This is a genomic window from Rhodobacter capsulatus (genome assembly GCF_052363175.1).
Lineage (GTDB): Bacteria > Pseudomonadota > Alphaproteobacteria > Rhodobacterales > Rhodobacteraceae > Rhodobacter > Rhodobacter capsulatus_D.
The window spans coordinates 2,912,748-2,935,842 of sequence record NZ_CP198946.1; the positions used below are offsets into that span (position 1 = coordinate 2,912,748).

Below are 23,095 nucleotides of genomic sequence, written 5' to 3' on the forward strand. Positions count from 1 at the left end.
CGAGGGGTGGGGGTGGTGCCCCGGCCGGTAGCCAATCGCTGCTTGCCTGAACAATATGAGAACAAACCACGTCAATAGCAAGCACAAAATCACCGTAAGGCTATGTTTTGCATTATAAAAATGGAAATTCGCCTTAACCTTCGCTTAACACCTGCAGCAATCCCTTGAAAGAGAACGAAAAGGGACCGACATTGGAGCGGATCAAGGAGGCCCCATGCCCCACAATACCAATGACCGCCCGACCCCGCGCCCCGAAGTTCTGACCCGTCCGAAGCTCGAAGGCGGCAAACGATTCGTGATGAAGAGCGAATTTTCCCCCGCAGGCGACCAACCCACGGCGATTGCGGAACTGTCTGCTGGCGTTCTTGCGGGCGAGCGCGATCAGGTGCTTTTGGGCGCCACCGGCACCGGCAAAACCTATACGATGGCCAAGGTGATCGAGACGACGCAGCGCCCCGCCATCATCCTTGCGCCCAACAAGACTTTGGCTGCACAATTATACGGCGAATTCAAAGGCTTCTTCCCCGAAAACTCGGTCGAATATTTCGTCTCCTACTACGATTATTACCAGCCCGAGGCCTATGTCGCCCGCACCGACACCTATATCGAGAAGGAATCGATGATCAACGAGCAGATCGACCGGATGCGCCACTCGGCCACCCGGGCGCTTCTGGAACGCGACGACGTGATCATCGTCGCCTCGGTGTCGTGCATCTACGGCATCGGCTCGGTCGAGACCTATTCGGCGATGACGCAGGATCTGACCGTCGGCAGCCTGTATGACCAGCGCAAGTTCCTCGCCGATCTGGTGGCGCAACAATACAAGCGCCTCGACGCCGCCTTCCAGCGCGGGGCGTTTCGGGTCAAGGGCGATACCGTCGATCTCTGGCCCGCCCACCTTGAGGACCGCGCCTGGCGATTCTCGTTTTTTGGTGAGGAATTGGAGGCAATCACCGAGTTTGACCCCCTCACAGGTTCGAAAACGGATAGTTTCCAGCAAATCCGCATCTACGCGAACAGCCACTATGTGACCCCCCGCCCTACCCTGCAGCAGGCGACGAAGTCGATCCGGATCGAACTGGCGCAGCGGCTGAAGCAGTTGAACGACGAGGGCAAGCTGCTCGAGGCGCAGCGGCTTGAACAACGCACGAATTTCGACCTCGAGATGCTTGAGGCGACTGGCGTTTGCAGCGGCATCGAGAATTATTCGCGCTATCTGACCGGCCGCGCCCCGGGCGAGCCGCCGCCGACGCTGTTTGAATTCATCCCCGACAATGCGATCGTCTTTGCCGACGAGTCGCATGTGACCGTGCCGCAGATCGGCGGCATGTATCGCGGTGACTATCGGCGCAAGTTCACCCTCGCCGAGCACGGCTTCCGGCTGCCAAGCTGCATGGACAACCGGCCGCTGAAATTCGAGGAATGGGATGCGATGCGGCCGCAATCGGTCTTTGTCTCCGCCACGCCCGCACCCTGGGAGCTTGAACAGACCGGCGGCGTCTTTGCCGAACAGGTGATCCGGCCGACAGGGCTTCTCGACCCGGAGGTCGAAATCAGACCGGTCGAGACGCAAGTCGATGATCTTCTGGATGAAATCCGCAAGGTCGCGGCGCGGGGGCTGCGCGTTCTGGTGACGACGCTAACCAAGCGCATGGCCGAGGATCTGACCGAATACCTGCATGAACAGGGCATCCGGGTGCGCTACATGCATTCCGACATCGATACGATCGAGCGCATCGAGATCTTGCGCGACCTGCGGCTGGGGGCTTTCGACGTGCTGATCGGCATCAACCTTCTGCGTGAGGGGCTCGACATTCCCGAATGCGGGCTGGTGGCCATTCTCGATGCCGACAAGGAGGGGTTCCTGCGCTCGGAAACCTCGCTGATCCAGACGATCGGGCGGGCCGCGCGGAACGCCGATGGCCGCGTGATCATGTATGCCGACCGGATCACCGGTTCGATGCAACGCGCGTTGAACGAAACCAACCGGCGGCGCGAAAAGCAGATCGCCTACAACCTCGAACACGGGATCACACCGCAAACGGTGCGCAAGAATGTCGAGGATGTTCTGGCCGGTCTGTGGCAGGGCGACACGGATATGTCCCGCGTCACCGCCAAGGTTGAAAATGTGCAAGTCGGATCGAACCTGTCGGCCCATCTTGAGGCGCTCAGGTTGAAAATGCGCAAGGCGGCCGAGAACCTCGAATTCGAGGAAGCGGCCCGTCTGCGCGACGAGGTGCGGCGGTTGGAGGCCGTCGAACTGGCCGTGGCCGATGATCCGCTGGCGCGGCAATCGGCGGTCGAGGAAGCGGTCGAGGCCGCCACGCAGGCCAAGGGCCGCTCCACCGCCGGGCGGCCGGGGCAGCGCGGCGGGGTGAAGCGGCCGAAGAAACGGTAAGGGCCCTGCCCTTACCGACCGACGCTGACGTAGCCCTCGAAGCCCGCCTTCTTCGCATCCTTGGCGGAATAGATGTTGCGCAGATCGGCCATCCGGGCCGTCGTCATCTTCTTCGCCAGTTTCTTCAGATCGAGGGCGCGGAATTCGTTCCACTCGGTCAAAAGCACGACGCAATCGGCTTTCTGCGCCGCCTTGTAGGCATCGTCCATCCAGCTCACACCGGGCAGCAGATGCTGCGCTTCGCGCATCCCCTGCGGATCGACGGCGCGCACCTTGGCCCCTGCCCCGATCAGCGCAGGCACGATGGTCAGAGACGGCGCATCGCGCATGTCATCAGTGTTAGGCTTGAAGGTAACCCCAAGCACCGTAATGGTTTTTCCATTCACAGAGCCATCGCAGAGGTCGACGATCTTGTCGATCATCCGCCGTTTCACCTCGTCATTGACCTTGATCACCGTCTCGGTGATCTGCATCGGAACGGCATGATCCTGCCCCATCCGCGCCAGCGCCTGCGTATCCTTGGGGAAGCACGACCCGCCATAGCCCGGCCCGGCATGCAGGAACTTGTTGCCGATCCGGCCATCCAGCCCCATGCCGCGCGCCACTTCCTTGACGTCGGCACCGACCTTTTCGCACAGCCGCGCAATTTCGTTGATGAAGGTGATCTTCGTCGCCAGGAAGGCATTGGCCGCGTATTTGATCATCTCGGCGGTTTCGAGATCCGTATAGAGGATCGGGAATTCACGCAGGAAGAGCGGCCGGTAGATCTCGCCCATCACCTCTTTCGCGCGCTCTGAGGAAACGCCGACCACCACCCGGTCGGGGCGCATGAAATCGTCGATCGCGGCCCCTTCGCGCAGGAACTCCGGGTTCGAGGCGACATCGAACTCGGCCTCCGGACGCGCCTTGCGGATCACCTGCTTGACCTGCCGGTTCGTGCCCACAGGCACTGTGGATTTCGTCACCACGACGGTGTAGCCCGTCAGGGACGCCGCAATTTCCTCGGCCGCCGCCATCACATAGCTCAGATCGGCGTGACCATCCCCACGCCGGGTCGGCGTGCCGACGGCGATGAAAACCGCATCCGCGCCATCGACCGCAGCGGCAAGGTCACCGGTGAACGACAGCCGCCCCGCCGCCACGTTCTTCGCCATCAGCGCATCAAGTCCCGGTTCGTAGATCGGCACTTCACCCCGGCTCAGCCGTTCGATCTTGCCGGGGTCCTTGTCAACGCAAATGACGTCATGGCCAAAGTCGGAGAAACACACACCCGAAACCAAACCGACATAGCCCGTGCCGATCATTGCAATCTTCATCGCCAATCCTTTCGCAGTTTGGGCAGAATTTCGATCCCCCGCCCCATGAAGTCAATCCAAGCCTTACACGAGGCGAATAAAAGCTGTGCAACCATCTTAAAAATGGCGATTATTCCCGTGACGCGCCAAAGCGGCGAAAACGATGCCGCTTTGCAGCATCGCAAGAACTCAAACGAGTGCCAAACTGCAACACCTTGCGAGACCCTTGCAGAACCCTCTCCGAATTCCCCTTTGCATTTAGCGGTTCATATGCTTTTCTCGCCATGATGCTGCCGGGCTTGGCGGCTCTCTACAGCAATGACGGAGATTGACATGAAAAAGATCGCTACCATCGCCCTGGCCCTCGGCCTCTCGGCTTCGACCGCTTTCGCTGGCGGCTACACTGCTCCGGTCGTCGAAGCGACCCCGGTTGTCGCCGGCACCTCGTCGTCGAACGCCGGCATCCTGATCCCGGCTCTGCTGCTCGTCGGCGTGGCCGTGGCCGCTTCGTCGAACTAATCTCGACGATCGAGCACGCTCGATTTGGCCGGAAAGCGCAAGCTTTCCGGTCTTATTTTTTTTTGGAAAGTCGTAAAGACACGAGAGCCCGAAAACCGGGGCCCAAAATCGCGGCACGAACGACAAGGGGCACCCCGCGGGGGTGCCCCTGTTCATTTGCCCTGTGGTCACGCTCAGTTGCGCAGCGACTGGAGGGTCAGATAGCCGAGCCGCGGCCCGATCCACTGCCGCGAGGCAAGGATCGTCCCCGAATTCGCGACGATGTAGCTGTTGTCGAAGCTGAAGCCGTAGCCCTCGCAATGGACGGCAACGGGCGTGCCCGAAAACTGCATCCCCGCGAAATCGTAGCCGGTCGCGGCCGCCGTGCCCGAGCTGCAGTCAAGCGGCAGCGGGCGTTCCTTGCCAAGCCCATCGAGATAGCGCAGCTCGATCTTGAGCTTCTGCGCCCGGCGCCCCTGCACCGCGGCGATCATCGGGCCGATGTCGGAGGACATCATATCGTTGCCGAAGCCCCGCGTTCCGGCCAGCACGCCGCCGCGGGTAATCACCCCCTGCCCCGCGGGCGAGAGCCAGGTCCGCATGCCGTTGTTCTCGCCGCGAAGAGCAAAGACGGAGGTGGATTTCGTCGCCTCCAGCGAGACAAGGATCAACGGCCCCGCATTCGCATTCAGCGCCTCGCGCGCGATCACTTGCGGATCGGGCGCCGCCACTTTCGGCCCGCGATGGAAAAGCCCCGTCAGCAAGGTCTTGACTTCGGCCGTGGCCTCGCGCCCGGTCTCCAGCCGGGTCTGATCCGTGCCGCAAGCCGCAAGCACGGAGGCGAGGACCAGCGCGGCCAAAGCGGCCCGACGCTGTCCTGTCATCGCCAGAATCTCCCCCATTCATTGTAGAGCGCCCCGGTCTGCGCACCATGAACGGTGTCGAACAGACGCCCGTCGATATCAAGCCGCGCGCCGCCGTCGCGTTGCAGCGGACGGATCGTCGTCTTGAGCGTGTTGACCGAGGGCTTGCCAGTGCTCCAGGCCACCGGAATGGTCAGGCGGATACCCTTGTCGAAGGAGCCCTCGCCATACTCTTCGGAGGACATGTCGGTGACCGTCGCAAAGGCGCCAACCTTCCAGCCGTTTTCGAATTCGCGATCAAGCTCGACGGTTCCGCCCCAGTCCTGCGCCAGATAACGGCCCAGATGCACCTCGCCGACATACCCCTTGCCGAAGTCGTAATAGGCCGAGACATGGCCGGTGGTGGTCGAATAGTCCTGAAAGCCGAAATGCTGGTCGAAATCGCGCTGCTTGACCCAGTTCGCTTCCAGCCCCAGCGCCAGACGGCTGTCGACCGGTTTCCAGAGCACTTCGCCCGAAACCCCGCCATACATCCGCTCCAGATAGCCCACCGTCACCCGCGAAAACACGTTCGGCATCGGCTGGCCGTAATGGCTGACGGTCAGATATTGCAGCGCCAGATCACCGTTGCGCTGATATTCGACCAGATCCGAGCGCACATGTTGCACCACGGAATCCGACACGCGGGTGGAGGCGTCAAGGTTGCCGACAACCTTCTGCCGCACGAGGCCCGACATCACGAAGCCCGGCGCCAGTTCGTATTTCGCCGAAAGCTGGGCCCCGAAATCGGCACGCAGCGGGTTGTCGGGGTCGAAGATCGAGGCCTCGGCATAGGGCGTCAGGCCCCAGCGGAAGCGCGGATAAAGACCTGCAGTGCGGACCTGCGCCGGATCATGGGCATCCGCGGCGCTGATCGTCGTCGTGGGCAGGATGTCGAGCGCCCGGGTGTTTTCCAACCGCTCCAGATCGCGGCGATGGAAGGTGACCGAGGAAATCGCCAGCCCCCGCTCGACCGAGGTGATGGTGATCGTCTCGACCGAGGGCGGCAGCGCGCGGGTGGCGACACGGGCGGCGTGGCCGATCGCTTGCGGCTGCGCGCCATAGGTCATGTTGCGGATGCGCAGCTCGGCCCGGGTCGCGGTCAGCGACATCGACTCGAGCACCTGCCCGTCCTTTGAAAGCGACTCTGCCAGCGCGCCCTGAATCGCGGGCTGTGCGGTCGGGTCCTTGCTCCAGTCCCCGGACCAGCCCAGCCGATCGGCCGAGATCGAGGGGCGCGGCTGCACCGGCAGCGGTGCCTTTTCGATGCCCGAGGCAAAAGGCGGTTCGTGCGGATCGATCGCGCGGGAAATCTGGAAGCCGATCTTGTCGCCATGCATCAGGAACAGCTGCATATGGGTAAAGGCGCCAAGCTGGTAATCCGCGCCAATGTTGACAGCGGTCTTCTGGTCCCAATCCCCGAGCTCGGTTTCCTTCACATAGGCATCCGAGGAATATTCGGCCTTGAAGGTGAGACGATCGTTCATCGCCCAGGACACGCCCAGAAACGGCGCCACATCGCCCCGGAACCAGGACTTGCCGTTGAACTGACCACCGTTCGAACCGTAGTCGTAGTCTGGCCGCGTTCCGATCGAGCCGATCGAACCGTTCGAGCCCAGCCGCCCCCAGCCCAGACCCGCCGACACCCGCAGCCGGTCGCCAATCCCCTTGGTTGCGACGATATATTCCGAGGAATAGACACCGGTGCCGACAAAATCGTTCAGACCGATCGCAAGCGCGGGACGATAGCGCCCCTCCTCGAACATCTGCCAGCGGATATCGAAGGAGCGGTCATAAAGCGCAGTGTAGGCGCCGGTCGGAAGATCGTCGTCGCCCTTCACCGGCATCAACCCCGGCACGCGGGAATAGCGGAAGGCGCCCACAAGATGCGGCGCGATCTGGAAGGTCAGCGTGGCCCGGGTGGTGCCATCTTCGAGCGCCGTCATGCCGATGCCAAGCTCGCCATCCGAGAACATCTCGGCGCTTGGCATGTCGAGCACACCGGGCATCCCGTAGGTGTTGCGCGTCTTGCCCACCAGCGGATCAGCAGGCACCGGCCCGGCACTCATCGCGGCGGCAAGGACGGCGAGGCTCGTGGCAGAAAGCCAGCGGCCAAAGCCGGATTTTCCCTGTTGCGTCACGGGCGCAATGGCAGTCTGCACGAGGACCTCCCCAGTCTTTTCCCCGTTATACCCGTTTTCCTTGTGGAGACGAGAGTGAAACGCAGTCTTTTGGGCCGTAATGTGGGGAAATGGCCGCAAAGTCGCAACAGGTGGTGGTTGGGCCCGACGGCGGAGGCACCGCCGGGCCGCCCCCTCACATGCAGGTGTCGAAGAGCGCGCGGGTGTTGTCGCGCGTCATTTCGATCGGGTTGCCGCCACAGGACGGATCTTCCAGCGCCATCTCGGTCAGCATGTCGAGATCCTCGGGCTTCACGCCCATCTTCGTCAGCGTCTCGGGGATGTTGAGCTCCTTGTTCAACGCCACCACCGCGGCGCGGAAGCCATCAAAGCCCCCCGCGATGCCGATATAGGCGGCGGCTTTCTCGATCCGCTCTTCGATGGCGGCGCGGTTGTAGTCGAGCACCATCGGCATCACGCAGGCATTCGTCGTGCCATGGTGAGTGCCATAGACGGCACCGACCGGGTGGCTGAGCGAGTGAATCGCGCCCAGCCCCTTCTGGAAGGCAACGGCACCCATCGCGGCGGCCGACATCATATGCGCGCGGGCCTCGATGTCCTGCGGGTTCTTGTAAACCTTGGGCAGGTTTTCAAAGACAAGCCGCATCCCTTCCAGCGCGATGCCCTGCGACATCGGGTGGTAGAAGGGGCTGCAATAGGCCTCGAGGCAATGGGCCAGCGCATCCATGCCGGTGCCCGCGGTGATGAAGGCGGGCATGCCCACCGTCAGCTCCGGGTCGCAGATGGTGACCGAAGGCATCAGTTTCGGGTGGAAGATGATCTTCTTCTTGTGGGTGACCGAATTCGTCAGCACCCCGGCGCGGCCGACTTCCGAGCCCGTCCCCGCGGTGGTCGGCACGGCGACGATCGGCGCGATCTTCGTGGCGTCTGCCCGGGTGTACCAGTCGTCCACATCCTCCAGATCCCAGACCGACAGATCCGCGCGCTGATCGGCCATCAGCGCGATCATCTTGCCCAGATCGAGCGCCGAGCCGCCGCCAAAACAGATCACCCCGTCATGGCCGCCCGCCTTGTAGACGGCGATGCCCGCGGCCATGTTGCCCTCGTTCGGGTTCGGGTCCACGTCCGAGAACACCGCCCGGCCAAGTCCGCCTTTTTCCATCACATCCAGCGCTGCCGCGGTGATCGGCAAGCTGGCCAGCGCTTTGTCGGTGACCAGAAGCGGTTTCTGGATACCGACCGACTTGCAATGCTCGGCAAGCTCCGCGATCCGGCCGCAGCCGAATTTGATAGGCGTCGGGTAGTTCCAGTTTCTGTTCGGAACGCTCATTTCGTCACCTTCTTCAGATGGTAGGATTTCGGCCGGGTGACCGAGTAATAGCCCAGGGTCGAGAGCGCGGCGCCGCGGCCGGTGTCCTTGCAGCCGGTCCAGCACAGCGCCGGGTCGAGATAGTCGCAGCGGTTCATGAAGACGGTGCCGGTCTCGATCCGCGCGCCAATGGCAGCCGCGCGCTCGACATCCTTGGTCCAGAGCGAGCAGGTCAGGCCGTAAGGGCTGTCATTCATCGCGGCGATGGCTTCTTCGTCGCTCGACACCGGCATGATGCCGACGACGGGGCCGAAGCTCTCCTCGCGCATCACCCGCATTTCGTGGTTCACGTTCACGAGGATCTGCGGGGCGAGGTAAGCGCCGCCGTCGTCTTCGGGGAAGAGCGCGGGATCGATCAGCGCCGTCGCGCCCTCGGCGATGGCTTCTGCCACTTGCTCGCGCACGACATGGGCAAAGCGCTTGTTCGCCATCGGGCCAAGCGTCGTCGCCTGATCGAACGGATTGCCCAGCTTCAGCGCCTTGACCCAGGCGACCGCCTTTTCGACGAAAGCATCGTAAAGGCTTTCATGCACATAGATCCGCTCGATGCCGCAGCAGCACTGACCGGCATTGAACATCGCGCCATCCATCAGGCTGTCGACGGCGGCGTCCAGATCGGCGTCGTCCATCACATAGCCCGGGTCCTTGCCGCCCAGTTCCAGCCCAAGCCCGGTAAAGGTGCCCGCCGCCGCGCGCTCGATCGCCGCGCCCCCCCCGACCGAGCCGGTGAAGTTGACGAAGTTGAAGGCACGGTTTTGCAGCAGCGTTTCCGTAACGTCATGGGTCAGATAGACGTTCTGGAACACATCCTCGGGGATGCCCGCTTCGACAAAGGCCTCGACCAGACGCTCGCCCACCAGCATGGTTTGCGTCGCGTGTTTCAGAACGACCGTGTTGCCCGCGATCAGCGCCGGAACCAGCGTGTTGATCGTGGTCAGATAGGGATAGTTCCACGGCGCGATGATGAAGACGACGCCCACGGGTTCGCGCGCCAGATACCGGCGGAACTTCTCGCTGTCCTCGACCACGGTCGGCGCCAGCGTCTTTTCCGCGATCTCGGCCATGTAATTGGTGCGGTCATTGACGCCGCCGAATTCCCCGCCAAAGCGCGTCGGACGGCCCATCTGCCAGGCCAGTTCCTCGACGACGCGGTCTTTCATCTCGTTCAGCTTCGCCACCCCGGCCTTGACCAGCGCGATGCGGTCCGCCAGCGGGCGCGCCGCCCAGTCCACCTGCGCAGCCCGGGCGCGCGCGGCGACCTCTTCGGCCTCAGCCAGCGTCAGCGCCGGGCGCTCCGCATAGACCCGCCCATCCACCGGCGAGATACATTGGATCATCTTCGTCATGTCGACCTTCCTTTGGGGCGCCTTCGCCCCCGTGAACCCGTTACGCCCGCTCGAAGCCGCGGTGCCGTTCCCAATCGGTCACGACGCGCAGGCTTTCCTCGATTTCCCAGCGCGCGGCGTGATAATAGTGTTCCACCACCTCTGCCCCCAGCACGCGCGAGAGGAAAGAGGAATCCTTCAGCGCCTCGGCCGCCTCGATCAGCGAGCGCGGCACCTCGGGCGCGGTCTCGGACTGATAGAGATCGCCATTCACCGGATGCCCCGGATCGAGCATCTGTTCAATCCCCTCAAGCCCCGCCGCCAGAAGCGCCGCGCAGGCCAGATAGGGGTTCAGATCAGCGCCCCCGATCCGGCATTCGACGCGGACGGATTTCGTGTTCTCGCCACAGATCCGATAGCCAGCGGTGCGGTTGTCCAGTGACCAGACCGCCTTCGTAGGCGCGAACATGCCGACGCAGAAGCGCTTGTAGCTGTTCACATAGGGCGCAAGAAAGACCGAAATATCGCGCGAAAAGGCCAGCTGCCCGGCCAGATAATGCCGCATCACCGCGCTCATGCCGTGCTCGGCCGCGGCGTCGTGAAAGGCGTTCTTGCCATCCTTCCAGAGCGACTGGTGGATATGGCTTGAAGACCCCGCCTTGCGGTGATCGTATTTCGCCATGAAGGTCACGCTCGCCCCGTGCTGCTGCGCAATTTCCTTCACGCCAAGCTTGATCAGGCTGTGCATGTCGGCGGTGTCGAGCGCGTCCGAGTATTTGGCGTTGATCTCTTCCTGACCGGCCTCGGCCTCGCCTTTCGAGCATTCAACCGGGATCCCCGCGCCGTAAAGCTTGTTGCGAATGTCGCGCATGATCTTTTCGTCGCGTGCCGACCCCATCAGGTTGTAATCGACATTGTAGCGCGCCATCGGGGTCGGCAGCGGATAGCCCGCGTCAAACAGCGCCGGGAAGCTTTCCTCGAACAGGAAGAACTCCAGCTCGGTCGCCATCATCACGTCAAAGCCCATGGCTTTCGCGCGTTCGATCTGCCGTTTTAGCACCGTGCGCGGCGCATGCGGCACAAGCTCATGCGTGTGATGATCCAGCACATCGCACATCACCAAAGCGGTTCCCGGCGCCCAGGGGATCGTGCGCAGCGTCGCGAGATCCGGCTTCATGACGTAATCGCCATAGCCGCGCGACCACGAAGACGACTTGTAGCCCGGCACGGTGATCATCTCCATGTCGGTCGCCAGCAGATAGTTGCAGCAATGCGTCTCTTCATGCGCGCTTTCAAGGAAATGCGCGGCGTGGAAACGCTTGCCCTGCAAGCGGCCCTGCATGTCGCAGATGCAGGTGATGACGGTGTCGATCTCGCCCTTCGCGACGGCCTCTTTCAGCGCGGCAAAGGTCAGGTTTGCGGGCATCTCTCTCTCCTATTCGGGCGGGGAAAGGGCCGGGGATGCCCCGGCCCCACCGATCAGTAGCGATAGGGCACGCCGACCTTGACCATCGTGTCGTTGTATTTCTTGATGATTTCGACCACCTTCGCCTTGAGCGGGCTTTCGGCGGCGATCTCGTCCCAGAATTTATGCGCGGCCTCCTCGATCTTCGCATAATCCTCGGGCGGAAGCGAGGTCAGCGTCATGTCGGCGCCCTCGACACGCAATTTCGCCTCGCCCGCCCAATACCACCACTGACGGCGGTAATGCGACTGGTCGAAACAGGTCTGCATGAGCTGCTGCAGATGCGGCGGCACGGCGTTCCAGCGGTCCATGTTGGCGAAGAAATGCCCGATCCAGGCGCCCGAGATGTTGTTTGTCAGGAAGTAGGGTGCGACCTTCGACCAGCCCGAGGTGTAATCCTCGGTGATGCCCGACCAGGCCAGACCGTCCAGCTCGCCGGTTTGCAGCGCCACTTCCACATCTTCCCAGGGCAGCGTGACGGGAATCACACCGAACTGCGCCAGGAACCGCCCGGCGGTCGGGAAGGTGAAAACGCGCTTGCCCGACAGGTCAGCGAGCGATTTCACCGGCTCCTTCATGTTGAAGTTGCAAGGGTCCCACGACCCCGCCGAGATATGCTTGATGCCGACCTTGGCGTATTCTTCCTTCCAGATCTGATCGAGACCCCATTCGTTGAAGAGCGCGGGCACGTCGAGCGAATAACGCAGCGCGAGCGGGAAATAGCCGCCGAAGACCGTCACTTCGGTGGGCGAGGCCATGCTGTCATCATCCGACTGCACCGCGTCGATCGTGCCGTTCTGCATCGCCCGGAACAGCTCGCCCGTCGGAACCAGCTGGTCCGAGGTGTAAAGCTCGATCTCCATCTGGCCATTCGCGATGGTGTTGAAGGCGTCGATCGCGGGCTTGACCACCTGCTCGGCCAGAACCGTGCCGGCATAGGTCTGCAACCGCCACTTGATCGGCGCCGCTTGCGCCAGCGCCGGGGTCGCAAGACCCGCCGCAACGCCCACCGCGCCGGTGGTGAGGAACTTCCGTCTCGTCGTCGTCATTTCTCTCTCCTTGTCGGTTGATGCCCCATTTTCGGGGTCGTTCGTGTCAGCGCCCGAGCATCACCTGCGGCAGCCAGAGCGCGATTTGCGGAAACACCATGATCAGAACAAGCGTCAGCAGCATCACCAGAACGAAGGGCCAGACCGAGCGGTAGATCACCGGAAGCGTATATTCGGGTGGCGCCAGCGCTTTCATCAGGAACAGGTTATAGCCAAATGGCGGGGTCAGATAGGCGATCTGGCAGGTGATGGTATAAAGCACCCCATACCAGATCAGATCGAAGCCCAAAGCCTTGGCAAGACTGACGTAAACGGGCGCGACGATGACCAGCATCGCGGTATCGTCAAGAAACATCCCCATGATCAGGAAGCTGACCTGCATCAGGACAAGGATCTGCCAGGGCTCCAGCGCCAGATCCCGGGTGAAAAAGGTCTGGATCGAGCGGCCCGCCCCCAGCCCGTCGAAAACCGCCCCGAAAGACAGCGCCGCGGTGATGATCATCATGAACATCACGGTGATCATCAGCGTCTGCTTCGTCGCGGTTTCCAGCACATACCAGTTCATGCGGCCCTTGGCCCATGCGACCAGAACGGTGGCCGCAACCCCCACCACAGAGGTTTCGGTCAGCGAGGCCCAGCCCTTGATAAAGGGCAGCATCATCGCGACGAAGATGAAGACCGGCAGCAGCCCGGCGCGCAGAAGCTGGAACTTTTCGGCCCGGGTGATGGCGGCGCGTTCCTCGGCCGACATCCGCGGCGCAAGGCTCGGGTTCGCCCAGGTGCGGATCACGATGTAAAGGATGAACATCGCCGCCATCAGCAGGCCCGGCATGATCCCGGCGAGCCAGAGGTTCGACACCGGCTGACGCGCGATCATCGCGTAAAGCACGAGCACGACCGAAGGCGGAATCAGGATCCCAAGCGAAGATCCCGCCTGAATGACACCTGAAATCATCAGCTTGTCATAACCGCGCCGCTGCAGTTCCGGCAAAGCGATGGTGGCGCCGATCGCCATGCCCGCAACGGAAAGCCCGTTCATTGCCGAAATCAGCACCATCAGCATCACCGTGCCGATGGCAAGCCCCCCCGGCAGCGGCCCCATCCAGACGTGAAACATCCGGTAGAGATCCTCGGCCAGACGCGTTTCGCTCATCACATAGCCCATGAAGACGAACATCGGCAGCGTCAGCAGCGCGTTCCACTTCATCAGCTTCATCACGGCCGAAAAGCCCATGTCGGTGCCGCCATCGCCCCAAAGCGTCAGCGCGGCCGCGACGGCGACGATCCCGATCGCACCAAAGACGCGCTGCCCCGTCAGCATCATCAGCAGCATCGTCGAGAACATCAGGGCCGCAATGGTGTTGTAATCCATCAGATCTTCTCCCCGCGCAGGGTGGCCACGTCACGGATCAGAAGCGAGACGGATTGCAGAAGCATCAGCCCGAAGCTGAGCGTGATGATCGTCTTGATCGGCCACAGCACCGGGCGCCAAGCGGTCGGATTTCGTTCTGACATTTCAAAGGAATAGACCGTGCTGTCGAAGGCGCCGTAAAGCATCACGGCCAGATAGAACATCAGGCAGAAGACGGTGAAGACATCCGTCAGCGCCTGTCCCTTGTGCGTCAGCCGACCATAGATCAGGTCCATGCGCACATTCACATCGGTCTGCAGCGCCCAAGGAGCGCCCAGCATGTAATAGGCGACCAGCGTGAACTGCGCCATCTCCAGCGTCCAGAGCGCCGGGATATGCGCCGCCTTGGTGATCATCGAGATGATCATGATCGCCATGATGACATAAAGCAGATACATGGCGAAGCGGCCAACGCGGCGGTTCAGCCCGTCGATCGCATGGACATAGGCAACAAGGACACGTGGCATCAGGCGGCCTCCCCGGCGGCGTGCAATCTGGCCAGCGCGGCCAGCAGCACCGGAGCGAGGCGCTCGGCCATCGCCTCCTGCGCGGACGTGTCGGCGATCAGATCGTTGCGGATCTCCAGCATCGCATTCCTCAGCCCCATCGGCGTGGCCTGAAGCGCCAGCGTGTGGGTGACTTCGTCCGCGGCAGAGTAAGGCTCGTTCAGCCGCACGTCGAGCGTGGTCTGGGCCCGGGCTTCATCGAAAATTGCCTCGGCCAGCGCCGGATCGGCGTCATGGATGATACCGAATTCGACGGCGCGGGGCTGGCCGTGCCAGAGCGGCGTGAAGGAATGGATGGTGATCACGACCGGGCTTTGCCCCTGCGCCAGCCGCTCGGCCAGAAGCCCGCGCAGGGCGGCGTGAAACGGCAGATAAAGCACCCGGGTGCGGTCGAGCCGCGCTGTGGGCGACAGGTTTTCATTGCCCGGGATCGCGTAGATTTCGGACCGCGCCGCCATCGCGCCTTGCGACTGCGGCGGCCGGTTCAGATCATAGATCAGCCGCGAAGTGGTGGCGCGCACCAACACGGCGCCAAGCCGCCGCGCCAGCCCGCGGGCCAGCCCCAGCGCGCCCGGGTCCCAGGCGATATGGGCCGCGCGCGCGGCCGGGCTCAGCCCCAGATCGCCCCAGCGGGCGGGAAAGGCATTGGCGGCATGTTCGCATACAAGGACGAACGGGCTTGCGGCCGCGTCCCCCTCGATGACGACCGCCCCTTCGGTCGGATCTTCCACCTTGGCTCCCTGGTCTTGCTGGCGATTCTGCGACCGCCTGTCATGCAGGCTTGACCGGACGCACGAAAGTGTCAACATTATTTCAAGGGGAGCAATTCTGTTACAATCTGTTCGGCGGGGCAGGACGGCCTTGCCGCAGCGAGGTGCCCGTTTTGACAGCAGGCAAGGCCACGATCGAGGAGCAGCTGCGCGGCGCCATCGAGACGATGACCCGCGCCGAGCGGCAGCTGGCGGGGCATGTGCTGCGGCACTATCCGGTGGCGCTTCTGGGCTCGGTCACGCAGCTGGCGAAGGCCGCGCAGGTCAGCTCGCCCACGGTGGTGCGGCTGGCGCAAAAGATGGGCTTTGGCGGCTATCCGGGGTTGCAGGCGGCAGTGCGCGACGAGCTGGAGGCGCGGCTCGAAGGGCCCTTGTCAAAGCACGACCGCTGGTCGGCGCAGGCGCCGAAAGCCCATGTTCTCAACCGTTTCGCCGATGCAGTTCTGGGCAATCTGCAGGCAACACTCGCCCAGATCGACCAGCAGGACTTCGATGCCACGGCGGCGCTGATGGCCGATCCCGCGCGCAAGGTCTTTGCCACGGGGGGCCGGATCACGCTCGCCATGGCGGAATATTTCGTCACCCACATGAAGGTGATCCGCCCCGAGGTCGAGCTTCTGATGCCGGTCTCGAACGCCTGGCCGCCCGCGCTTCTGGAGATGCGCCGCGGCGATGTGCTGCTGGTCTTCGACATCCGCCGCTATGAAAACAACGTGCTGCAGCTGGTCGAGATGGCCGCCGAACAGGGGGCCGAGGTGGTGCTGGTCACCGACCCCTGGGTGAGCCCAGCGGCGGCGCATGCGCGCTACCGGTTCTCGGTGCAGGTCGAGGTGCCCTCGGCCTGGGACAGCACGGTGGCGATTCAACTGCTTGTCGAGACGCTGATGGCGGCGGTGCAGGATCTGACCTGGCAGAGCACGGCCGAACGTATGGCGCGGCTTGAAGCGCTTTACGAACGCGCCCGGTTCTTTCGCGGACGGAAGTAGGGGGGGCAGAGCCCCCGCCCTTATGCGCCGATGACCAGCAGATCCGCCGCATTGAGGCCGAGCGTGACTTCGGAGCCCACTTCCGGCGGCGCGGCGTGGCTGTTGTTGAACGTGTCGAACGCGATCGGCTGACCTGCCAGATCGGCGCGCAGCCGGATCACCGAGCCGAGGAAATCAACCTCGCGGATCGTGGCAGAGAGCCGCGTGTCGTGGTTCCCCTGCCCCAGCGTCACAGCCTCGGGGCGCAGCCCCAGCGTCGCTGCGCCCGCAGGCAGCGGGCGGCCCAGCACAATCTCCGTCGCGCCCAGCTTCACCCTGCCCGTCGTGGCATCGAGCACCTGCACATTGAGCGTGTTCAGCGTGCCGACGAAGCTGGCGACAAAGCGAGTCGAGGGACGGTTGTAGATGTCAAAGGGCGTGCCGACCTGATCGGCGATGCCTTCGTGCATCACCACGACGCGGTCCGACATCGACAGCGCCTCTTCCTGATCATGGGTCACGAAGATCGTGGTGATGCCCAGCTCGCGCTGGATCGCCCGGATCTCGTTGCGAAGCGACACCCGCACTTTGGCATCCAGCGCCGAGAGCGGTTCATCAAGCAGCAGCACCGAGGGTTTCGGTGCCAGCGCCCGCGCCAGCGCCACGCGCTGCTGTTGCCCGCCCGAAAGCTGGAACGGATAGCGGTTGCCCAGATCGGGCAGGCCGATCAGCGAAAGCATCTCTTCGACGCGCGGGCCGATCTGCGCCTTGGGCGTGCCCTTGACCTTGAGCCCGAAGCCGACGTTCTGCGCCACGGTCAGGTTCGGAAACAGCGCATAGGCCTGAAACACCATGCCGATATTGCGCTGGTTCGGCTTCAGCTCCGTCACGTCCTTGCCGGCGATGGTGATCGTGCCGGTGGTGGGCGTCTCGAACCCGGCCACCATGCGCAGCACGGTGGTCTTGCCGCAGCCCGAAGGGCCGAGCAGCGAGATGAACTCGCCCTTTTCGACGGTCAGGTTGAAGTCCTTCACCACGCGCAGCGTGCCGAAGCTCTTTTCCAGATGGGTCAGCGAAAGATAGCTCATCTCGGGGCCTTGTCGTGTTTGGTGAACCGGGTGACGAGCTGGATCAGCCCCATGCAGGCCCAGGTGATGATGAAAGTCAGGGTCGAAAGTGCCGAGGGTTCATAGGCGCGGTTCGCCCCCATCAGCTGCAGATAAGGCCCGAAGGCGGGCCGGTCGAGCAGCGCCGCCAGCGTGAACTCGCCCATGACGATGGCGAAGGTGACGAAGGCGCCCGAGAGCACGGACACCAGCACGTTAGGCAAGATCACCCGCGCGAGGATCGTCACCCAGCCAGCCCCCAAGGACTGCGCGGCCTCGGTCAGCGTCGCCACGTCGATAGTGCGCAGCCCGGTATCGATCGAGCGATACATGTAAGGCAGGCTCAGCGTCGCATAGCCGAAGAGAAGCAGCAGGTTGGTTCCGGTCGTCGATCCGGTCAGCGGCAGCCAGCTCGAGGTGTTGTAAAGCCGGATGTAGCCGAAGACGATGACGATGGCCGGGATGACGAGCGGCAGCAGGGTGACGAATTCGATCACCGGCCGCCACTCGGGCAGTTTCAGACGCACCCAGAACGCCGTCGGCACCACCAGAAGCGCGCCGAAGACGATGGTCAGAAGCGCCATCAGCACGGAATAGCTGAGCGTCTGGCTGAAGCGCGGATCGGCAAAGACGACGCGATAGGCCTCAAGGCTGTATTGGCCGCGCAGCATCGAGAGCGAGAATTCCACCATGCCGATCAGCGGCAGGATGAAATAGGCCATCCCGAAGATGAAGATGGCCCAGGCGGCAAGGCGCTTCATTTCAGCCACCTTTCCGACCGCATCCGCAGCCAGATGTAAAGGATGTTGGCGAAGGCGGTGATCAGGATCATGCCAAAGGCCATCGCATAGCCCAGATGCGGATTGCCGAGCACGTCCCCCCGGATCTGCGCGAAGAGCATGATCGGCACGATGTTGAGACTCGACCCGGTCAGCGCGATGGCGGTGGCGACGGCGCCGAAGGCATTGGCGAAGAGAAGCGCGAAGGTGCCCAGAAGCGAGGGGAACAGGATCGGCAGCGCGACCGAGGTCCAGTATTGCACGGCGTTGGCACCCAGGCTTTGCGCCGCCTCGCGCCATTCCCGCTTCAGCCCGTCCAGCGCCGGGGTGATGATCAGGATCATCAGCGGGATCTGGAAGAAGATATAGGTGATCGTCAGGCCCCAGAAGCTGAGGATATTGAAGCCATAGGCGCGCAGGTTGATGCCGAATTCGGTGCGCAGCCAGACGGTCACGAGGCCCAGCGGCCCGAGCGTCGCCAAAAAGGCGAAGGCGAGCGGCACGCCCGCGAAGTTCGAGGCGACGCCGGAAAAGGTGAGCAAAGGCGCGCGGATGAAGCGCGGCAGCCCGCCCAGCACCATCGCGGCGGCCATCAGGAACCCGATCAGCGCGCCAAGCGCGGCGGAAGCCACGGAAATCTTGATCGAGATCCAGTAGCTCGCAAGGATCGAGGGGGTGAAAAGTCCGGCCAGATTTTCCAGCGTGAAGCTGCCATCGGCGCGTTGGAAGGCGCCGATCACGATCTTCATCGTCGGCGCGATCAGGAACAGACCGACGAACAGCGCGAAGGGAACCAAGCCAAGCCAGGCAAAGCTCAACCGTCGGCGCGGCGCGATCGGCGGGGCGGCGGGGGGGGATATGTCTGTCACGGGAGCCCTTGGTCCGGATCGGGAAAGCCGCCCCCGGGATCCCCGGAGGCGGCGCAGATTTTTTCGAGCCGATTACTGGACGTTGGCGCCCACGACCTTGTCCCAGCCCTCGGTGACGGCGGCCTTGTTGGCGGCTTGCTCATCGAGGCTCGGGAAATAGGCCTTGGCATAGGCGTCGGCCGGGGGCAGCGCCGCCAGCAGTTCCGCCGGAACCTTGCCCGCCGCCGACATCGCATTGAAGCGCGCCGGGTGGCAGTAGCCCTTCAGCCAGAGGTTCTGACCTTCATCCGAATAGATGTATTCCATCCAGAGTTTCGCGGCATTCGGGTGCGGCGCATAGGCCGAAATCGCCTGCACATAGACGCCCGCAAGCACACCCGTTTTCGGCACGATCACGTCCACCGGCGGGTTGCCCTTGAGGGTGTCGCGCGCCGAAAGCGCGTTGTAGTCCCACATCACCACGATGGGCGTCGCGCCCTGCGCCAGCGTGCCCGCCTTGCCGATGACCGGAACGAAGTTGCCCGCGTCGTTCATCGACTTGAAGTAGTCGAGACCCTTGGCCCCGGCTTCCGCGCCCGCCTTGCCGCCATTGGCCAGACCCGCAGCCAGAACCGCCAGAATCGCCTGGTTCGAAGCGCGCGGATCGCCCGCCAGCGCCACTTGGCCCGCGTAATCCGCTTTCAGCAGATCGGCCCAGTCGGTGGGCGGGGTCGGCACCAGATCCTTGTTCACCATGAAGGACATCACGCCGTAGTAGTCACCATACCAGTAACCATCGGCATCCTTCACCTCGGCCGGGATCTCGTCCCAGGTCGAAACCTTGTAAGGCTGGATCAGGCCTTCTTCCTTGGCCTGCGGGCCAAACGAGAGGCCAACGTCGATCACGTCGGGCGCCTGCGGGCCGGTGTTGCCCTTGTTGGCGCGAATCGCTTCGAGCTCGTCAGCCGAGCCCGCGTCAGGGTTCAACTCGTTAATCTTGATGTCGGGATACTTGGCCTTGAAGCCTTCGATCACCGCCCCGTAACCACACCAGTCATGCGGCAGAGCGATCGTCGTCAGCTGGCCTTCGGCCTTGGCGGCGGCTTCGAGTGCGGCCAGATCTTCGGCGTGAACAAGCGCCGTGCTGGCCATCAGCAGAGCGGCGCCTGCAAGGACGTGCATCGGTTTCATCTGTCTCTACTCCCCGTTATCGGAAGGTTGGGCCCACTATGGGCACCAGCCAGCACCTAGGCGCGTTCTGTGACAGTCTGTTGACAGTCAGGCCCCCGGCGGTCGGTCGTGGCCGACAAGGGAAGACTTGCCCGAAAACCAGCCGCTTGCAACATTTCTGTTATCATTCCGTCACATTCAGCCGGAACGCGAGCTTGCCGCTGCGGCAGGTCGCGCGCTTGACGTCGCGAGGGGTGGATTTTTCGGACAACTGCGTCATTCTGATCCTGAGGAGACCGAAAGGGAGGATGAAATGGCCGAGATTACCAAGGACTTCACCGGTCAGACGGTGATCTGCACTTTCGAGATGACGCCTGCGACGGCGATGGAGCTGATGGAGGCGCTGAAGTCGGCCTATACCGACTGCATCAGCAAATCCGAGGGCTTCATCGGCGCCGGGCTTCACATGAACGACGCCCACACCCGCATCGCCACCTATTCGAAATGGGGAAAACGCGGCGATTATCAGGCAATGCTGCGCAGCCCCGAGATGATCACGCGCAACCGCCACATCGCCACGCTCTGCCGCAGCTTCGAGCCGGTGATGTATGAGGTCGCGGCCGATTTCTAGGTCCGATTCGGACGGATTCAGGGTTCATTAACCCTGCAGGCGCAGGATCGGTGCATGAGCATCATGGACCGATTCCCGCTTCCGGGGCAGACCCGGTTCTTCACTCTGCGCCTGGCGCGGACGGGGAGCAGTCTGCTTGTGGATCACATCAAAGACCTGCGGGCCGCCTGGGCCGCGATGGTCGCGGAACATCCCACGGTCTGCGTGGCGATGGTGGTTCTGCCCGATCACCTGCACGCGGTGCTGACGCTGCCGCAGGGGCCGCGGGCGGTGTCGGCGCGCTAGTCGCAGTTTCGGCGCGATTTCGCGCAGCGAGTCGCGCCCGAGGCCCCCGAGACGATCTGGCAGCCGGAAATCCTGATCCAACCGCTGCGCGACAGTGCCGAGGTGAACCGGGCCTTGGCCGCCTGCTGGGAGGCGCCGGTGCGTCTGGGGCTGGCAAAGCATCCCGAGGATTGGCCCTATTCCTCGCTGCATCGCGACATGCGGATCGCGGCACGGCGGCGGGTGGGGGTGTAGGGCCCCTGCCCCTTTCTGCGCCTCGGTTTTCGGGCGGAACAGGAAAGGTACCGCCTTTCCCCGCCCGCATCGGCACGGAGTCACAGGACCGTTTCCCCAAGCACGACAGAGGTCAGCGCCTGACCCGGCGGGCGAGAAGCGCCCGCCGAGGGCAGGGCGGGCGCTGGCCGAGTGCCTTTGGGCCCCCGGCGGTCACGAGGCATCTCTCCCAAGTGACCTCGGCGATAGCCTCGGTCAGGGCAACCGCGGGCGAAGCCCCCGCTTAGATGGTATCCCGCCAGCGGTTCACCATCGGATAGCGCCGATCGAGCCAGAAGGCCCGCGTCGTCAGCCGCGGCCCCGGCGCGGATTGGAAGCGCTTCCATTCCGAGATGTAGAGCAGATGCTCGATCCGCTTCACCGTGGCGCGCTCGAACCCGGCCGCGACGATCTCTTCGACCGATTGATCACCCTCGACCAGCCGCTCCAGAATCGCATCCAGCACTTCGTAGGGCGGCAGGCTGTCCTGATCCTTCTGGTTCTCGCGCAGCTCGGCACTCGGCGGCTTGTCGATGATCGCGACCGGAATGATCTCGCCCGCGGGCGCCTTCATCCACGGCCGATGCGTGGCGTTGCGCCACCGGCAGGTCTCGAAGACACGAGTTTTATAAAGGTCCTTCAGCGGGTTATAGCCCCCCGCCATGTCGCCGTAGATGGTGCAGTAGCCCACCGCCACCTCCGACTTGTTGCCGGTGGTCAAGAGCATCGCGCCGAACTTGTTCGAGATCGCCATCAAGATCACGCCGCGCAGACGCGACTGGATGTTCTCCTCGGTCACGTCGGGCGCGGTGCCCGCAAGCACATGGGCCAGAGCGCCCTCAACCGCCGCGCGCGGCCCCTCGATCTCGACGGTATCAAGCCGCGCCCCCACGCGGCGCGCCAGATCGGCGGCATCGTCAAGCGACCCTTGCGAGGTGTAACGCGAGGGCAGCATCACGCAATGCACGTTCTCGGCGCCCAAGGCATCGGCGGCGACGACCGCGACCAGCGCCGAGTCGATCCCGCCCGAGAGCCCCAGAACCACCTTGGAAAACCCGGATTTGCGCAGGTAATCATGCAGACCCAGCACCATCGCGCGGTAATCCTGCTCGATGTCCCCCGGCTGCGCGACAATCGCGCCCGGCACGGCCCGCCAACCCGCCGCGGTCTTTTCCAGATCCAGATGCACCACCGCTTCTTCGAAAGCGGGCAGCTGAAGCGCCACCGTGCCATCGGGGTTCAGAACGAAACTGGCGCCATCGAACAGCTGATCATCCTGCCCGCCCACCATGTTCAGATAAACAAGCGGCAGGCCGGTTTCCGCAACCCGCGCCCGCGTCACCTCAAGCCGCAGATCCAGCTTGCCGCGGCGATAGGGCGAGCCATTCGGCACCATCAGCACCTCGGCCCCGGCCTTGGCCAGCGTGCCCGCAACATCCGGGTGCCAGGCATCTTCGCAAACAGGGATGCCCAGCGCCACCGGACCAAGGCGCAGGGGATCGGAAACCGGTCCCTGATCAAAGAGCCGCATCTCGTCAAAGACATCGTCATGCGGCAGGTGGTGCTTCAGCGCGCGGGCAATCACCTTGCCGTCTTTCAGCACCCACCAGGCATTGTAACTGCCGGTCTCATCGACATAAGGACCACCAATCCCAAGCGCCGGACCGTCGGTCACCTGCGCGGCCAAGGCGTGCATCGCCGCCATCGCATCGCGCAGGAAGGCCGGTTTCAGCACCAGATCCTGGGTCTGATAGCCGGTCAGAAACATCTCGGGCAGCGCCACCAGATCGGCCCCCGCCGCCCGTCCGGCCTGCCATGCCGCCAGCGCCTGCTCGGCATTGGCAGCCAGCGCCCCCACGGTCGGGTTCAGTTGCGCAAGGGTGATGCGGAAACTCTCGGTCATGCTGGATCCTGTCTGTTGTCCCTGATG

General features: G+C 63.4%; 20 protein-coding genes. 5 read left to right on the forward strand and 15 right to left on the reverse strand.

The window, feature by feature from the left end:
* Window positions 1–214 precede the first annotated feature (214 nt).
* Window positions 215–2,398, forward strand: coding sequence for an excinuclease ABC subunit UvrB (gene uvrB, locus ACTTAI_RS15245; RefSeq protein ID WP_444452365.1), 2,184 nt, complete (start codon window positions 215–217; stop codon window positions 2,396–2,398).
* A gap of 11 nt (window positions 2,399–2,409) precedes the next feature.
* Here the strand turns inward: uvrB and ACTTAI_RS15250 are convergent, their stop codons facing one another.
* The gene (locus ACTTAI_RS15250; RefSeq protein WP_444452366.1) at window positions 2,410–3,714 is read right to left on the reverse strand and encodes a UDP-glucose dehydrogenase family protein; all 1,305 of its coding nucleotides are present in this window, start codon (window positions 3,712–3,714) and stop codon (window positions 2,410–2,412) included.
* 312 nt (window positions 3,715–4,026) lie between these two features.
* On the opposite strand from ACTTAI_RS15250, the gene ACTTAI_RS15255 reads away from it, so the two are divergent.
* The gene (locus ACTTAI_RS15255) at window positions 4,027–4,212 is read left to right on the forward strand and encodes a hypothetical protein (protein WP_444452367.1); all 186 of its coding nucleotides are present in this window, start codon (window positions 4,027–4,029) and stop codon (window positions 4,210–4,212) included.
* Window positions 4,213–4,385: 173 nt separating this feature from the next.
* Here ACTTAI_RS15255 and ACTTAI_RS15260 read toward each other — a convergent pair whose 3' ends face one another.
* From ACTTAI_RS15260 to ACTTAI_RS15300, 9 genes are all read right to left on the reverse strand, one after another.
* Window positions 4,386–5,075, reverse strand: coding sequence for a YjbF family lipoprotein (locus ACTTAI_RS15260; protein WP_444452368.1), 690 nt, complete (start codon window positions 5,073–5,075; stop codon window positions 4,386–4,388).
* Complete coding sequence (locus tag ACTTAI_RS15265) at window positions 5,072–7,255, reverse strand: YjbH domain-containing protein (RefSeq protein ID WP_444452369.1); 2,184 nt, start codon at window positions 7,253–7,255, stop codon at window positions 5,072–5,074. Before ACTTAI_RS15265 ends, ACTTAI_RS15260 begins: the two co-directional genes overlap by 4 nt.
* Window positions 7,256–7,409: 154 nt before the next feature.
* Window positions 7,410–8,564, reverse strand: coding sequence for an iron-containing alcohol dehydrogenase (locus ACTTAI_RS15270; protein WP_444452370.1), 1,155 nt, complete (start codon window positions 8,562–8,564; stop codon window positions 7,410–7,412).
* Window positions 8,561–9,949, reverse strand: a complete 1,389-nt coding sequence (locus ACTTAI_RS15275) for an aldehyde dehydrogenase family protein (protein ID WP_444452371.1) — start codon at window positions 9,947–9,949, stop codon at window positions 8,561–8,563. The genes ACTTAI_RS15270 and ACTTAI_RS15275 overlap by 4 nt, the downstream gene beginning before the upstream one ends.
* 40 nt (window positions 9,950–9,989) lie before the next feature.
* Window positions 9,990–11,354, reverse strand: a complete 1,365-nt coding sequence (locus ACTTAI_RS15280; protein WP_444452372.1) for a glutamine synthetase family protein — start codon at window positions 11,352–11,354, stop codon at window positions 9,990–9,992.
* 53 nt (window positions 11,355–11,407) lie between these two features.
* Entirely contained in the window at window positions 11,408–12,442 is a 1,035-nt protein-coding gene (locus tag ACTTAI_RS15285) for a TRAP transporter substrate-binding protein (RefSeq protein WP_444452373.1), read from the reverse strand.
* Window positions 12,443–12,488: 46 nt separating this feature from the next.
* A complete protein-coding gene (locus ACTTAI_RS15290) occupies window positions 12,489–13,814 on the reverse strand; it encodes a TRAP transporter large permease (RefSeq protein WP_444452374.1) in 1,326 nt (441 codons plus the stop codon).
* On the reverse strand, window positions 13,814–14,320 hold the full coding sequence (locus ACTTAI_RS15295) for a TRAP transporter small permease subunit (RefSeq protein ID WP_444452375.1): 507 nt from the start codon (window positions 14,318–14,320) through the stop codon (window positions 13,814–13,816). The genes ACTTAI_RS15290 and ACTTAI_RS15295 overlap by 1 nt, the downstream gene beginning before the upstream one ends.
* Window positions 14,320–15,090 (reverse strand): N-formylglutamate amidohydrolase, encoded by a 771-nt coding sequence (locus ACTTAI_RS15300; RefSeq protein WP_444452376.1) that lies wholly within the window; start codon window positions 15,088–15,090, stop codon window positions 14,320–14,322. The genes ACTTAI_RS15295 and ACTTAI_RS15300 overlap by 1 nt, the downstream gene beginning before the upstream one ends.
* 152 nt (window positions 15,091–15,242) lie before the next feature.
* On the opposite strand from ACTTAI_RS15300, the gene ACTTAI_RS15305 reads away from it, so the two are divergent.
* Window positions 15,243–16,115: a MurR/RpiR family transcriptional regulator gene (locus ACTTAI_RS15305; RefSeq protein ID WP_444452377.1), complete on the forward strand. Its 873-nt coding sequence runs from the start codon at window positions 15,243–15,245 to the stop codon at window positions 16,113–16,115.
* A 20-nt stretch (window positions 16,116–16,135) separates the two neighbouring features.
* Here ACTTAI_RS15305 and ACTTAI_RS15310 read toward each other — a convergent pair whose 3' ends face one another.
* The 4 genes from ACTTAI_RS15310 to ACTTAI_RS15325 all read right to left on the reverse strand — a co-directional run bounded on the left by ACTTAI_RS15310 (window position 16,136) and on the right by ACTTAI_RS15325 (window position 20,018).
* A complete protein-coding gene (locus ACTTAI_RS15310; RefSeq protein ID WP_444452378.1) occupies window positions 16,136–17,182 on the reverse strand; it encodes an ABC transporter ATP-binding protein in 1,047 nt (348 codons plus the stop codon).
* Window positions 17,179–17,961, reverse strand: coding sequence for an ABC transporter permease (locus ACTTAI_RS15315; RefSeq protein ID WP_444452379.1), 783 nt, complete (start codon window positions 17,959–17,961; stop codon window positions 17,179–17,181). The genes ACTTAI_RS15310 and ACTTAI_RS15315 overlap by 4 nt, the downstream gene beginning before the upstream one ends.
* Window positions 17,958–18,848 (reverse strand): ABC transporter permease, encoded by an 891-nt coding sequence (locus tag ACTTAI_RS15320; protein WP_444452380.1) that lies wholly within the window; start codon window positions 18,846–18,848, stop codon window positions 17,958–17,960. The genes ACTTAI_RS15315 and ACTTAI_RS15320 overlap by 4 nt, the downstream gene beginning before the upstream one ends.
* 72 nt (window positions 18,849–18,920) lie before the next feature.
* Window positions 18,921–20,018, reverse strand: coding sequence for an ABC transporter substrate-binding protein (locus ACTTAI_RS15325; RefSeq protein ID WP_444452381.1), 1,098 nt, complete (start codon window positions 20,016–20,018; stop codon window positions 18,921–18,923).
* Window positions 20,019–20,310: 292 nt separating this feature from the next.
* Here ACTTAI_RS15325 and ACTTAI_RS15330 point away from each other — a divergent pair, with 292 nt between their 5' ends.
* Together ACTTAI_RS15330 and ACTTAI_RS15335 are read left to right on the forward strand one after the other, a co-directional pair.
* Window positions 20,311–20,628: an antibiotic biosynthesis monooxygenase family protein gene (locus ACTTAI_RS15330; protein ID WP_444452382.1), complete on the forward strand. Its 318-nt coding sequence runs from the start codon at window positions 20,311–20,313 to the stop codon at window positions 20,626–20,628.
* 54 nt (window positions 20,629–20,682) lie between these two features.
* Window positions 20,683–20,913: a transposase gene (locus ACTTAI_RS15335; protein ID WP_444452383.1), complete on the forward strand. Its 231-nt coding sequence runs from the start codon at window positions 20,683–20,685 to the stop codon at window positions 20,911–20,913.
* Window positions 20,914–21,409: 496 nt separating this feature from the next.
* On the opposite strand, the gene ACTTAI_RS15340 is transcribed toward ACTTAI_RS15335, so the two are convergent.
* Entirely contained in the window at window positions 21,410–23,068 is a 1,659-nt protein-coding gene (locus ACTTAI_RS15340; protein WP_444452384.1) for an NAD+ synthase, read from the reverse strand.
* Window positions 23,069–23,095 lie beyond the last annotated feature (27 nt).